The sequence below is a fragment of the Plantactinospora sp. KBS50 genome (assembly GCF_002285795.1).
GTDB lineage: Bacteria > Actinomycetota > Actinomycetes > Mycobacteriales > Micromonosporaceae > KBS50.
This window is the reverse complement of record NZ_CP022961.1, coordinates 4591872-4605459: the sequence shown is the minus strand read 5'-3', so window position 1 is coordinate 4605459 and position 13588 is coordinate 4591872. Positions and strand designations below refer to the sequence as shown.

Annotated in this window: 11 protein-coding genes and 1 pseudogene; 4 read left to right on the top strand and 8 right to left on the bottom strand. The window is 72.4% G+C overall.

Annotated elements, in window-relative coordinates; translation table 11 throughout:
- Positions 1 to 55: 55 nt before the first annotated feature.
- The 7 genes and pseudogenes from CIK06_RS29585 to tkt all read right to left on the bottom strand — a co-directional run bounded on the left by CIK06_RS29585 (position 56) and on the right by tkt (position 8047).
- Entirely contained in the window at positions 56 to 214 is a 159-nt protein-coding gene (locus CIK06_RS29585; RefSeq protein WP_157756871.1) for a hypothetical protein, read from the bottom strand.
- A gap of 55 nt (positions 215 to 269) precedes the next feature.
- Positions 270 to 1037, bottom strand: a complete 768-nt coding sequence (gene pgl / locus CIK06_RS19720) for a 6-phosphogluconolactonase (protein WP_095566072.1) — start codon at positions 1035 to 1037, stop codon at positions 270 to 272.
- A 3-nt stretch (positions 1038 to 1040) separates the two neighbouring features.
- Positions 1041 to 2060, bottom strand: a complete 1020-nt coding sequence (locus tag CIK06_RS19715) for a glucose-6-phosphate dehydrogenase assembly protein OpcA (protein ID WP_095566071.1) — start codon at positions 2058 to 2060, stop codon at positions 1041 to 1043.
- 41 nt (positions 2061 to 2101) lie between these two features.
- Positions 2102 to 3649, bottom strand: coding sequence for a glucose-6-phosphate dehydrogenase (zwf, locus tag CIK06_RS19710; RefSeq protein ID WP_095566070.1), 1548 nt, complete (start codon positions 3647 to 3649; stop codon positions 2102 to 2104).
- Between the two features lie 85 nt (positions 3650 to 3734).
- Positions 3735 to 4781: pseudogene (locus CIK06_RS19705) on the bottom strand (glucose-6-phosphate isomerase); the annotation flags it as partial.
- 16 nt (positions 4782 to 4797) lie between these two features.
- Positions 4798 to 5976 (bottom strand): transaldolase, encoded by a 1179-nt coding sequence (gene tal, locus CIK06_RS19700; RefSeq protein WP_095566068.1) that lies wholly within the window; start codon positions 5974 to 5976, stop codon positions 4798 to 4800.
- Positions 5977 to 5992: 16 nt separating this feature from the next.
- Positions 5993 to 8047, bottom strand: a complete 2055-nt coding sequence (gene tkt / locus CIK06_RS19695; RefSeq protein WP_369916233.1) for a transketolase — start codon at positions 8045 to 8047, stop codon at positions 5993 to 5995.
- 393 nt (positions 8048 to 8440) lie between these two features.
- Between tkt and CIK06_RS19690 the strand changes: the two genes are divergently transcribed.
- Together CIK06_RS19690 and CIK06_RS19685 are read left to right on the top strand one after the other, a co-directional pair.
- Positions 8441 to 9403: a heme o synthase gene (locus tag CIK06_RS19690; protein ID WP_095566066.1), complete on the top strand. Its 963-nt coding sequence runs from the start codon at positions 8441 to 8443 to the stop codon at positions 9401 to 9403.
- Between the two features lie 219 nt (positions 9404 to 9622).
- A complete protein-coding gene (locus CIK06_RS19685; RefSeq protein ID WP_095566065.1) occupies positions 9623 to 9952 on the top strand; it encodes a hypothetical protein in 330 nt (109 codons plus the stop codon).
- Positions 9953 to 10021: 69 nt separating this feature from the next.
- Here CIK06_RS19685 and CIK06_RS19680 read toward each other — a convergent pair whose 3' ends face one another.
- A complete protein-coding gene (locus tag CIK06_RS19680) occupies positions 10022 to 11134 on the bottom strand; it encodes a COX15/CtaA family protein (RefSeq protein ID WP_157756869.1) in 1113 nt (370 codons plus the stop codon).
- Between the two features lie 175 nt (positions 11135 to 11309).
- Between CIK06_RS19680 and CIK06_RS19675 the strand changes: the two genes are divergently transcribed.
- Positions 11310 to 12113, top strand: coding sequence for a helix-turn-helix transcriptional regulator (locus tag CIK06_RS19675; protein WP_369916231.1), 804 nt, complete (start codon positions 11310 to 11312; stop codon positions 12111 to 12113).
- The gene (gene sufB / locus CIK06_RS19670) at positions 12110 to 13540 is read left to right on the top strand and encodes a Fe-S cluster assembly protein SufB (RefSeq protein WP_095566064.1); all 1431 of its coding nucleotides are present in this window, start codon (positions 12110 to 12112) and stop codon (positions 13538 to 13540) included. Before CIK06_RS19675 ends, sufB begins: the two co-directional genes overlap by 4 nt.
- Positions 13541 to 13588 lie beyond the last annotated feature (48 nt).

Below are 13588 nucleotides of genomic sequence, written 5' to 3'. Positions count from 1 at the left end.
GCGCGTGCTCCCACCGGGAGCACGCGCGGTTCGCGTGTGCGGCGGCCCGTCGGCGTCAGTGCCCGCTGAACGCGTGGTGCCCGGCCCCGGCCACGCCCGGCCAGTACCGGTCGCCGGTCAGCTGGGACCGGGCGAGATCCCTCAGCGCCGCCGTGACACCGTTCGCCCCGCCGATGGAGTGGCCCCCGACGGCCACCCGGGTCGGATCGACCAACCTCGGGAACGACGCGGTGAGCTGGTCGAGCGCGAAGCGGAAGCCCGGCCGAGGGTCAGCGCAGGCTGCGGAACCTCGGCTTCACCTCGGCCGCCGCCTCCCGGTCCAGCAGCCAGCGGGTACGGCTCAATCCGTGCACGCCGGCCGCCGGCAACTGCACCGGCCCGGCGCCGGCCAGCGCCATCCCCACCGGTCGGGCCTTGTCCGGACCCGCGGCCACCAGCCACACCTCGTCGGCGGTGTTGATGGCCGGCAGCGTGAGGGTGAGCCGGACCGGCGGTGGCTTGGGGCTGCCCCGCACCGCACCGACCGGGCGCGACTCGTAGGCCACCGGATGCTCGGGGAACACGGACGCCACGTGGCCGTCCTCGCCAACCCCGAGCAGCAGCACATCGAAGTGGGGCAGGGCGGCCGTGCCGGGGGCGGCGGCGGCCAGTTCGGCGGCGTACCACGCGGCCGCGGCCTCCGGGTCGTCACCCGCCGGCCCGTCCGCGGCCGGCATCGGGTGCACCCGGGCGGGATCCAGCGGCAACATGTCCAGCAGCGCCGACCGGGCCTGGGTGTCGTTGCGGTCCGGGTGGCCGGCCGGGACGAAGCGCTCGTCGCCCCACCACACGTCCACCCGCCGCCAGTCGACCGCGTCCCGGGCCGGCAGCTCCCGGATCGCCCGGTACACCGCCGCGGCCACCCGGCCGCCGGTGAGCACCACGCCGGCCTCGCCCCGTTCGGCCTGCGCGTCGATCAGCCCGACGATCAGCCGTGCGGCCACCGCCTGCGCCAGCACCTCCGGGTCGGCGTGGACGACCACACTCGTCTCGCTCACGGTTCAGGCGTCCAGCTCGGTGGGACCGGCGTGCGCGCTCACGCCCGCCTCGGCGCGCTCGGCGGTGGCCGGATCCTTCCAGATGTGCACCCGCTGCCGGGGCCGGCGGTCCAGGCCGCGCAGCCCGGTCATCCCGCACAGCGCCTCCGCGTACACCTGGTCGGCGTCCAACCGGCGCAGCTCCTCGGCCAACTCGTCGCCCAGCGGGCGACGGACCAGGGGCAGTTGCCGGTCGGCCTGGCCGGTCCGGCGGAACGTGGCCACCGAGTCGTCCCGGACCAGCTCCAACTCGTCCCCGTTGGCGCAGCGCAGCCGCACCGAGCGCATCCGCGGGAAGTCCTCGGTGTGCTGCCAGGTCGGCTGGACGCCCAGCCGGGCCTTCAACCAGCCGCACATGAGCGCCGCCGTGGGGTCGCTGGGCGGTGCCACCACGTGCGCCTCGGTGATCTCCGCGGCCCGGGTGTCGAACGCCCCGGCCACCAGCGTGCGCCACGGGGTGATCCGGGTCCAGGCCAGGTCGCTGTCGCCCGGCGCGTAGTCCTCGGCCCGCTGGTGCAGCGCGGCGATCGGGTCCTTCGACTGGGCCGAGTCGGTGATCCGCCGGTCGGCCACCACGCCCAGGTAGTCGTTGGCGATGTGGTCCGGCGGTTCACCGTGCCACCACGTGACGACCGGAACGTCAGGCACCAGCAGCGGCATCACCACCGACTCTGCGTGCAGCGCGAGCCGGCCGTACATCCGCATCACCACGGCCTCGCACGGGCCGAGCCGGCCGCCCACCACGATCTCGGCGTCCAGCCGGTTGCGGTCGCGGTCCACGTCGGAGCGGACGACCACGAGCAGCCGGCACGGGTGCGCGGCGGCCGCCACGGTCGCCGCCGCCTCGGCCTCCCGGACCCGCTTCTCGTCCACCACCACGATCAGCGTGAGCGCCATCCCGCTGGCCACCCCGCCGGCGCTGCGCCGCTCCGCGGCCAGCGCCTTGACCACCTCGTTGCCGGTGGTGTCCCACAACCCGATCAACGGATCCTCCAGGTTCGTTCGTCCGGCTCACTCACGGTCGCTCACGCCCGGCGCCAGGCCCGGCCGTCCCGGGCCAGCATCTCGTCGGAGGCCCGCGGACCCCACTCACCGGCCCGGTACGGCTCCGGCTTGGTGCCCCGCCAGGCGTCCTCCAGCGGGTCCACGACCTGCCAGCTCTGCTCGACCTCGGCGGCGTCCGGGAACAGCGTCCGGTCCCCGATCAGCACGTCCAGCACCAGCCGCTCGTACGCCTCCGGGCTGGACTCGGTGAACGCCTCGCCGTACTGGAAGTCCATGGCGATGTCCCGGACCTCCATGGTGGTGCCGGGGACCTTGGAACCGAACTTCAGCACCACGCCCTCGTCCGGCTGCACCCGGATGACCAGCTGGTTGTTGCCCAGCATCTCCATGTCGGTGGCGTTGAACGGCAGGTGCGGGGCCTTCTTGAACATGATCGCCACTTCGGTGACCCGGCGGGGCAGCCGCTTCCCGGCCCGGATGTAGAAGGGCACCTCGGCCCAGCGCCGGTTCTGGATGGCCAGCTTCACCGCCACGTACGTCTCGGTGGTGGAGTCGGCCGGCACCCCCTCCTCCTCGTGGTACCCGACGGCCCGCTCGCCGGCCACCCACCCGGCCAGGTACTGACCGCGGACGGTGTCCAGGTGCGGATCCCGCGGCAGCTTGATGGCCTTGAGCACCTTGAGCTTCTCGGCCCGGATCTCGCTGGCGTCGAAGCTGGTCGGCTCCTCCATGGCGACCAGGGCCAGCAGCTGGAGCAGGTGGTTCTGCAACACGTCGCGGGCGGCGCCGGCCGAGTCGTAGAAGCCGGCCCGCGTGCCGATGCCGACGTCCTCGGCCATCGTGATCTGCACCGAGTCGACGTACTTGGAGTTCCACAGCGGCTCGAACAGGTTGTTGGCGAACCGCAGCGCCATGATGTTCTGGACGGTTTCCTTGCCGAGGTAGTGGTCGATGCGGAACACGTCTTCCCGGGTGAACACGTCGTCCACCAGGTCGTTGAGTTCCTTGGCCGATTCGAGGTCCTTGCCGAACGGCTTCTCCACGACGACCCGCCGCCAGCCGCCGGACTTGTCGTTGTCCGCCATCCCGGTGCGGGCAAGCTGCTTGAGCACCACCGGGAAGGCGGCCGGGGGGATGGAGAAGTAGAACGCGGCGTTGCCGTGGATGCCGTGGCTGGCGCGCAGGTCGTCCAGGGTCTGGGCGAGCCGGTCGAACGCGGCGTCGTCGTCGAAGGACCCACCCACGAACTTGATGTTGCCGGCCAGCCGCGCCCACACCTCGTCCCGCCAGGGTGTCCGGGCGTGCTTGCGGGCCGCCTCGTAGGCCGAGGACTCGAAGTCCCCGTCGCCCCAGTCGCGGCGGGCGAAGCCGAGCACCACGAAGCCCGGCGGCAGCAGGCCGCGGTTGGCCAGGTCGTACACGGCCGGCAGCAGTTTCTTCCGGGCCAGGTCGCCGGTCACCCCGAAGATCACCAGGGCACACGGCTCAGGTATCCGCGGTAGGCGCCGATCCTGCGGGTCCCGCAGAGGATTCACTCCTCCTCCTTGCTCTGTCGTCCGCTGGCTCATTCTCAACTCCGCAGACTACGCACGAGGCGCAGCAACTGGTTCAATCCGGCGGCCCGGTCGGGTCCGCATCGTCCGGCTGGTGGAACGGGTCCTGGAACGGGTCGACGCCGAGCACGCCGGCCGCGACCGCCGCCGCGTACTCCCAGGCCAGGAACTGCGCGCCGAGCGGGCCGTTGACGGCCAGGTCGGGGCCGGTGCCGCCGCCCGGTACGTCGCCGGCCCGCAGCGCTCCGCCGTAGCTGACCGCCACGGTGTCCGGACCGGCCGGTCCGGGGTGGTCCGTGGGCTCGACGACCGTCGGCCGGATGCCGAGCCCGGCCCCGCCGGTCGCCCCGGCGAGCAGCCGCGCGATCCAGTCGCCCAGCCCGTCCAGTCCGGTGCCGTCGCCGCGCAGCAGCACCCGGTCGCGGCCGAGCGCGGCGGCCGTGCCGAGCGCGCCGCCCAGTGCCAGGGCCGGATTGTCCCGTTCGCCGGTCAGTGTGCCGGCCAACTCCTGCGCCTGGTCCAGCAGCTCGACGACCGCAACCCCGGCCAGCGCCGCGGGCACCAGCCCGTACGCGGTCAGCGCGGAGAACGGCCCACCGGGCCGCGGATCGGCGGGCACCACGAAGGCGCCCGTCCCGGCGGCGGCCTTGGCCGCCGGGGAGTCCGGCGCGGTGACGACCACGAGGTGCCGGCCCGCCTCGGCGGCGCTGCGGCCGGAGTCCAGCAACGCCCGCAAACAGGCGCGGCACCGGCTGTCCGTCTCGGACGCCGACCCGGACTCGGCGGACACGACCACGACGGTACGCTCCAGCGGCCCGCCGAGGGCAGCCCCGATCCGCCCGGGGTCGGTGTCGTCCACCACTGTCAGCGGCCGGCCCACGGTGCGGGCCATGGCCGCCGGGGCCAGCGCGGCGGCACCCGCGCCGACCAGCACCACCCGGCCGAGGTCTGCCAGCTCGTCGCAGAGCTCGGCCACCTGCGGCAGCAGCTCACGGCTGCGGCGGGGGATGTCCGCCAACCGGCCCGGTGTCCCGGCCGCCGCCAGGGCGGTCAGGGTGCCGGCGGGGTCCGGCCGGTCCAGCGCCGCGGCGCCGTACACGGCCAGCCCACCGCCGGCCGTCACCGGGCCGGTCAGCAGGTCGGTCATGGCGAGGTCCACCGGGTCACGCGTTGCCCCCGGCGCGGACGGCCGCGTCCGCGCTGCCCTTCGCGGCCTCGTTCGGGCTGCCCTGCCCCTGGGCGGCGGCCGTGAGGGACCTGCGCACCCCGTCGAGCAGTTCCTGCCAGCTGGCCTCGAACTTCTCCACGCCCTCCCGCTCCAGGGTCTGGATCACGTCGTCGAAGTCGACCCCGACCGAGCCCAGGGCGTCGATCACCCGACGGGCGTCCTCGTAGCCGCCGGTCACCGTGTCGCCGCGGGTCTCGCCGTGGTCGGCGTACGCCCGGATCACCGACTCGGGCATCGTGTTCACGGTGCCCGGCGCGATCAGCTCCTCGACGTAGATGACGTCCGGGTAGTCCGGGTTCTTCGTCGAGGTGGACGCCCACAGCGGGCGCTGCGGGTGGGCACCGGCGTCGGCCAGCGCCTGCCACCGGTCCGAGGCGAAGACCTCGGCGTACCGCTGGTAGGCGAGCCGGGCGTTGGCCACGGCGGCCTTGCCGCGCAGCGCCCTGGCCTCCTCCGAGCCGATCTTCTCCAGCCGGCTGTCCACCTCGCTGTCCACCCGGGAGACGAAGAACGACGCCACCGAGCCGATGGTGGACAGGTCGTGCCCGTTGGCCTTGGCCTGTTCGAGGCCGGCCAGGAAGGCGTCCATCACGGCCGAGTAGCGGTCCAGGCCGAAGATCAGCGTGACGTTGACGCTGATCCCCGCGGCCAGGGTGGCGGTGATCGCCGGCAGCCCGGCCTCGGTCGCCGGGATCTTGATGAACAGGTTCGGCCGGTCCACCAGCCACCACAGCGCCTTGGCCTCGGCGACCGTCTTCTCGGTCTCGTACGCCAGCCGCGGGTCGACCTCCAGCGAGATCCGGCCGTCCACGCCCGAACTGGCGTCGTACGCGGGCCGCATCACGTCGCACGCCCACCGCACGTCGTACGCGGTGAGCAGGCGGACCGCCTCCTCCACCGAGACGCCGCGGGTGGCCAGCTCGCGCAGCTGCGCGTTGTACTCCTGCGCGTCACCGAGCGCCTTCGCGAAGATCGTCGGGTTCGACGTCACGCCGACCAGATGGTCCTCCCGGCGCATCCGGTCCAGGCCGCCTGAACTCAGCCGTACCCGAGACAGGTCGTCGAGCCAGACCGCCACTCCGGCGGCGGTGAGTTCGCCCAGTCTGTCCGTCATCGCTGACCTCACTCCCTTAGTTACCGGTGGTGTTGCCGGTGATCGAGCCCACCCGGGCCAGCGACGCGTGCGCGGCGGCCACGACCCGGTCCGGGGTGAACCCGAACTGCTCGAACAGCACCTGGTACGGGGCACTGGCCCCGTAGTGTTCAATGCTCACGCACTCGCCGCAGTCGCCGACCAGGTCGCGCCAGGACATCGCGACGCCCGCCTCGACGCTGACCCGCGCCCGCACCCCGCGCGGCAGGACCGATTCCCGGTACGCCTCGTCCTGCGCCCGGAACCACTCCTGGCAGGGCATCGAGACGACCCGGGTGGGCGTGCCGTCGGCCTCCAGGCGCTCCCGGGCGGTCAGGCAGAGCTGCACCTCCGACCCGGTGCCGACGAGGATCACCTCGGGCTGCCCGCCGGAGGCGTCGGCCAGCACGTACCCGCCCTTGGCCACGCCCTCGGCGGCGGCCACGGCGGCCCGGTCCATGGTCGGCAGGGCCTGCCGGCTGAGCGCCAGCGCGGTCGGCCGGTCGGTGTGCTCCAGCGCCATCCGCCAGGCCCAGGCCGTCTCGTTGGCGTCGGCGGGGCGTACCACGTCCAGGCCGGGGATGGCGCGCAGCGCGCTCAGGTGCTCGATCGGCTGGTGGGTGGGTCCGTCCTCGCCCAGCCCGATCGAGTCGTGCGTCCAGACGTAGACCACCGGGAGCTTCATCAGCGCGGCGAGCCGCACCGAGGGCCGCATGTAGTCGCTGAACACCAGGAACGTGCCGCCGTAGGGCCGGGTGCCGCCGTGCAGGGCGATGCCGTTCAGGGCGGCGCCCATGGCGTGTTCCCGGATGCCGAAGTGCAGCGTGCGGCCGTACTCGTTGCCCGGGAACTCCTTGGTGGCGTACTCGGTGGGCACGAACGAAGGCTCGTCCTTCATCGTGGTGTTGTTGCTCTCGGCCAGGTCGGCCGAGCCGCCCCACAGTTCGGGCAGCACCGGGGCCAGCGCGGCGAGCACCTTGCCGGAGGCGGCGCGGGTGGCCACCCCCTTGGCGTCCGCGGGGAACTCCGGCAGCGCCTCGGTCCAGCCTTCCGGCAGGGTACGGGTGCGCATCCGGTCGTAGAGCGCCCGGCGCTCCGGATTGGCCTGCGCCCACGTGTCGAACTCCCGCTGCCACCGCGCGTGCGCGTCGCGACCCCGCTGGGCCGCCTCGCGGGCGTGCGCGAGCACCTTCTCGTCCACGGCGAAGTTCTGCGCCGGGTCGAAGCCGAGCAGCTTCTTGGTGGCCGCCACCTCGTCGGCGCCCAGTGCGGAGCCGTGCGACTTGCCGGTGTTCTGCTTGGTGGGGGCGGGCCAGGCGATGATGGTGCGCAGCGCGATGAAGGACGGCCGGCCGGTCTCCGCCCGGGCCTCGGCCAGCGCCCGGTGCAGCGCGTCGACGTCCTCGTGGTACTTGCCCTGGTCGGCGTCGCCGCTGCGCCAGTCGACGGTCTGCACGTGCCAGCCGTAGGCGGCGTACCGGGCGGCCACGTCCTCGCTCTTGGCGATCCGGGTGTCGTCCTCGATCGAGATCTCGTTGTCGTCGTAGATCATGATCAGGTTGCCGAGCTTCTGGTGCCCGGCGAGCGCGGCGGCCTCGTGGCTGATGCCCTCCTCCATGTCGCCGTCGGAGGCGATGCACCAGATGTGGTGGTCGAAGACCGACTGGCCGGCCGCGGTGTCGGGGTCGAACAGCCCGCGCTCGCGCCGGGCGGCCATGGCCATCCCGACCGCGTTGCCGACGCCCTGGCCCAGCGGGCCGGTGGTGGTCTCCACCCCGGCCGTGTGCCCGTGTTCGGGGTGGCCGGGGGTGAGCGAGCCCCACTGCCGCAGCGATCCCAGGTCCTCCAGGCTCAGGCCGTAGCCGGAGAGGTAGAGCTGGATGTAGAGGGTGAGGCTGCTGTGCCCGGCCGAGAGCACGAAGCGGTCCCGGCCGGCCCAGTCCGGGTCGGTGGGGTCGTGCCGCATCATGCGGTTGAAGAGCAGGTACGCGGCGGGGGCCAGGCTCATCGCCGTCCCGGGATGTCCGTTTCCGGCCTTCTCGACGGCGTCCATGGCCAGGACGCGTACGGTGTCGACGGCCCGGCGGTCGAGGTCGGACCAGTTCAGCGGGCTTGGCTCGCGTCGTTTTTCAGCCACGATCGATCTGCTCCTCACGGATGGGCGGAACCCTCAGTGGTGACCCTATCGAGCGCGGATGAACGCCCGGTCGCGGATCGGTGCGCCACCGCCCAGTGGGACACGTACCGGTTGACTACCCGTCGGAGCGCACCGCTACTCGGTCGCGGACGCCGGAACGGGCTCGACCGGGTGTGATCGCTGGCACCGTTGCCGGGTCGGCCGGGCCGCCCAGATGGCGACGCGTACGCTGTTGACGCGGCGAGCAGACGCATTCCAGCTCGGCTGCCGACCCAGAACTTGCCTGCCGATGCCGGAAGGTGGCAATCCGTGAGCATGATCACCGAGCGCCCCGTCTCCACCGCGGCCGGGTCACCGGCGCGGGCGAACGCGGCGAGCGGTGCCACGGCGCGCGGTGACTGGCGGGCGGTCCTGCGGGCGTACGTGCTGTTGACCAAGCCGCGCATCGTCGAGCAACTGCTGGTCACGACCGTGCCGCCGATGATGCTCGCCGCCGGCGGCCTGCCGTCGCTCTGGCTGATCGCGGTGGTGCTGCTGGGCGGTTCGCTGGCCGCCGGAGCGGCCAGCGTGATCAACTGCTACATCGACCGGGACATCGACCAGGTGATGCGCCGCACGAAGCGCCGCCCGCTGCCGTCGCACACCGTCTCCCCGCGCAGCGCGCTGGTCTTCGGCCTGGTCCTGGCGGCGGTCTCCACCGTGCTGATGGCGGCCTTCACCAACTGGCCGGCCACCCTGCTGACGCTGGCCTCGATCGCCTACTACGACCTGGTCTACACGCTGTGGTTGAAGCGGACGACCACCCAGAACACGTTCTGGGGCGGGATCTGCGGCGCCACTCCGGTGCTGATCGGCTGGGTGGCGGTGACCGGCTCGCTCGACCCGGTCGCGTGGGCGCTGTTCGCGGTGGTCTTCTTCTGGCAGATGCCGCACTTCTACGCGCTGGCCATCAAGTACCGGACGGACTACGCCCGGGCGAACATCCCGATGCTCCCCGTGGTGGCCTCGGTGCGGCGGGTGAACGTCGAGATCCTGCTGTTCTCCTGGCTCACGGTGCTGGCCTCGCTGCTGGTCTGGCCGCTGGGCGACGGCATCGGGCCGGTGTACCTGGTGCCGGCGCTGACCGTCGGTTCGATCTTCCTGATCGAGGCCCATCGACTCGCGGGCCGGGCCGGCCGGGGTGAGCCGATGCGGCCGATGCGGCTTTTCCACTGGTCCACCACCTATCTCACGATTCTCTTCCTGGGCGCCGCGCTCGACGCGCTGGTCTGATTTCCGACGGGTGTCGAGTTTCACCCCGGGCGATGTCCGGCTTCCGATCCCAACCAGCCCGATCGATGGATTGACCGTTTTGTAGGGCTATTACCTGGGGATGACGGGGGTAAAAGGGGCGGAATCGCCTTTCGTCCCGCTTAAACCTGCTGGTAATTGCCATCACATAATGTCGACAACAGGCCGGCACGTGAGCCGCTGTCTGTTTACGCTTCGGACATGGCAGATGGTTCCGATACGACGCTGACGACCGAGAAGGCCAGCCCGGCTCCCACGGGGCTCGTGGCCGGCCTCAAGGCGTTCGCCGCCGAGCACGGGGGTGCGCGGGCGGTCATCGAGTACGTCGGCAAGCGGGGGGCACGGATCGTCCTGGTGGGCTCCGACGGGGAGTGGGCCGACCAATTCGCCGATGGCACGGACGTTGCCCGAGAGGCATGTGGCACCGCGGGCATCACCGTGGAGAACGAATGGGAACGCGAGCTGATGGACCAGATGCGCCCGAGCAACGACCTCTGGCGTTCGATGGCGCGCCGCACGATGGCGCGCTGATAACTGTCGAAGAATGATCAAGCGGCCCGGGGGGATCCCCGGGCCGCTCTCTTGTTGACGGCCGTCCGGCTACCGCGCTCCGGCCAGCACGTCCGGCCCGGTGGGAAGATCGTCATCCGGCGGGCCGCCGGCGGGAAGCTCGTCGGCAGGTACACCCGCCCCGGAGCCGGAGCCGGAGCCGGAGCCGGGGTCGGGGTCGGAGCCGGGGTCGGGGTCGTCGACCGGCGGGCCGGCGGCGACGGTCGCGGGCCGGCGTACCCGGGTGGACCAGAGCAGCGCGAGGGTGGCCAGCCAGACCAGGGCCGAGCCCAGCATGTGCGCGCCGACCAGCACGATCGGCAGGTGGGTGAAGTACTGGACGAACCCGATCACGCCCTGCCCGAGTTCCACCGCCACCAGCACGGCCGCGGCCCGGGCCGCCCGAGGGGCGCCCACGGCGCGCAGCGCGAACCACGCAGCCACGGAGAGCCCGATCAGCAGGAACACGGCGTCGGCGTGCAGCTGGGCGATGGCGGCCGGATCCAACCCGTTGCGGGCGGCGCCATGGTCGCCCGAGTGCGGGCCGCTGCCCGTGACGAACGTGCCGAGCACCAGCACGAGGGCGCTGACCGCGGTCAGCAGGCCGGCCAGGGTGCGCAGAGGTCCGGGCACCTCCGGCCGGCCGGAGCCGGCGGCCCCGGCCTCCGGCCCGGTGGGCCTGGCGCCGGCCCGGGGCGACCCGGCGGCCCGGCGCCAGAACGCGTACGCGCCGGCGAGCACCGCCATCGAGGCCAGGAAGTGCAGCCCGACCACCCACGGGTTGAGGTTGGTCAGCACGGTGATGCCGCCGATCACGGCCTGGGCCGGGATGCCCAGCCCGGCGGCCACGGCCAGCGGCACCAGACCGCGCCGCCGGGGCCGCTGCGCGAGCGCGGCGAGCAGGCCGGCCACCGCGATCCCGGCGATCACGAAGAACAGCAGGCGGTTGCCGTACTCGATCATGCCGTGCACGCCCATCTCGGGCGTGGTCCGGTACGAGTCGGCGGTGCAGCGGGGCCAGGTCGGGCAGCCGAGGCCGGAGTCGGTCAACCGGACGGCGCCGCCGGTGACGACCAGCACGACGTTGGCGACCACCGCCGCGGCGGCCAACCGGGTTAGTACCAAAGGGCTGCTCAAGGGGCCGAATCGGCTCACGGCGCCCATCGTACTGAAGTCGCCCACCCCGGCCGGCGCCCGGTGGTTCGGATCACCGGGGGCGGGTTTGCGAGCCTCGGGCCAATTACGTAACGTTGGCGTTGTGAAAAACGCGGCGATGCCCTCCGAGCGCGCGGCGGCCGGTCCGGCCGCCGGCTCGGCCGCGCCCGCCGCCACCCGTTCGATGCCGCCCGCCGCGACCCGTTCGGTGCCGCCGGCCGCGCCCGGACCGGCCGGTGCCGACCCGGCGACCCGGCGGGAGCCGGCGGGAGCCGACGGCCGCACCCGCGACCGGGTCACCCGGCTGCTGCTGGTCCACGGCGCCGCCACCGCCGCCCAGCTCGGCGACGAGCTCGGGCTGAGCCCGGCGGCCATCCGCCGGCACCTGGACGCCATGCAGGCCGACGGCGACGTCACCGCCCGCGAGCAGGCCGCCCCCGGCGGCCGGCGGCGGGGCCGGCCGGCCAAGGTGTTCCTGCTGACCGACTCCGGTCGGGTCCGCTGCGGCACGCACACCTACGACGGCATGGCCACCGCGGCGCTGCGCTGGATCGTCCGGCACTGCGGCGCGGACGCGGTCGGCGACTTCGCCAACGAGCAGGTCGCGGCGCTGGAGGCGCGGTGCCGGGCGGCCATGGCGGACGCCGGGGACGATCCGCTGGCCAGGGCCGAGGCCCTGGCCGGGGTGCTCACCGCGGAGGGTTACGCTGCCAACGCGTCCACCATCGCCAGCGGTGGCCAGCTCTGCCAGCACCACTGCCCGGTGGCGCACGTCGCCGCCGAGTTTCCGCAGCTCTGCGAGGCCGAGACGGCGGTCATCTCCCGCCTGGTCGGCACGCACGTGCAGCGGCTCGCGACCATCGCGCACGGTGACGGGGTGTGCACCACGCACATCCCGGCCCAGGCCCAGCGCGGCAGACCGACGTCGGCGCCGACCGGCACGACGCATACCGGATACACCGTCACCACTGTGAGGACAGATAGATGACCGAGCAGATCGTCCAGCCCGTCACCCAGGAGGAGCACCTCGCCGCCCTGGGCCGGTACGAGTACGGCTGGTCCGACTCCGACATCGCCGGCGCCTCCGCCCAGCGTGGCCTCAACGAGGCGGTGGTGCGGGACATCTCCGCGAAGAAGAACGAGCCGGACTGGATGCTCGACCTGCGGCTCAAGGGGTTGCGGCTGTTCGGCCGCAAGCCGATGCCGGCCTGGGGCGCCGACCTCACGGGCATCGACTTCGACAACATCAAGTACTTCGTCCGGTCCACCGAGAAGCAGGCGGCCAGCTGGGACGACCTGCCCGAGGACATCAAGCGGACGTACGACAAGCTGGGCATCCCGGAGGCGGAGAAGCAGCGGCTGATCGCCGGCGTGGCGGCGCAGTACGAGTCCGAGGTGGTCTACCACAAGATCCGCGACGACCTGGAGGAGCAGGGTGTCGTCTTCCTGGACACCGACACCGCGCTCAAGGAGCACGAGGACCTGTTCAAGGAGTACTTCGGCACCGTCATCCCGGTCGGCGACAACAAGTTCGCCGCGCTGAACACGTCGGTGTGGTCCGGCGGCTCGTTCATCTACGTGCCGAAGGGCGTGCACGTGGAGATCCCGCTGCAGGCGTACTTCCGGATCAACACCGAGAACATGGGCCAGTTCGAGCGGACCCTGATCATCGTCGACGAGGGTGCGTACGTGCACTACGTCGAGGGCTGCACGGCGCCGATCTACTCCTCCGACTCGCTGCACAGCGCGGTCGTGGAGATCGTCGTGAAGAAGAACGCCCGGTGCCGGTACACGACCATCCAGAACTGGTCGAACAACGTGTACAACCTGGTCACCAAGCGCGCCGTCTGCCACGAGGGCGGCACGATGGAGTGGATCGACGGCAACATCGGCTCCAAGGTGACCATGAAGTACCCCGCGGTCTACCTGACCGGCGAGCACGCCAAGGGCGAGGTGCTCTCGGTGGCGATGGCCGGCGAGGGGCAGCACCAGGACGCCGGCGCCAAGATGGTGCACGCCGCGCCGCACACCTCCAGCACGATCGTCTCCAAGTCGATCGCCCGGGGCGGCGGCCGTACCTCCTACCGCGGCCTGGTGCAGGTGCTGGAGGGTTCCAGCAACAGCCGCAGCACCGTGAAGTGCGACGCGCTGCTGGTCGACGCGATCTCCCGGTCGGACACCTACCCGTACGTCGACATCCGCGAGGATGACGTGGCGATGGGACACGAGGCCACCGTCTCCAAGGTCAGCGAGGACCAGCTCTTCTACCTGATGAGCCGGGGCCTGAGCGAGGACGAGGCGATGGCCATGATCGTGCGCGGCTTCATCGAGCCGATCGCCAAGGAACTGCCCATGGAGTACGCGCTGGAGCTCAACCGCCTGATCGAGTTGCAGATGGAGGGCGCCGTCGGCTGACGCGGCGGCGACGCCCCGCCGCGGCCGGCGTCCCGGCGGTGGCAGGCA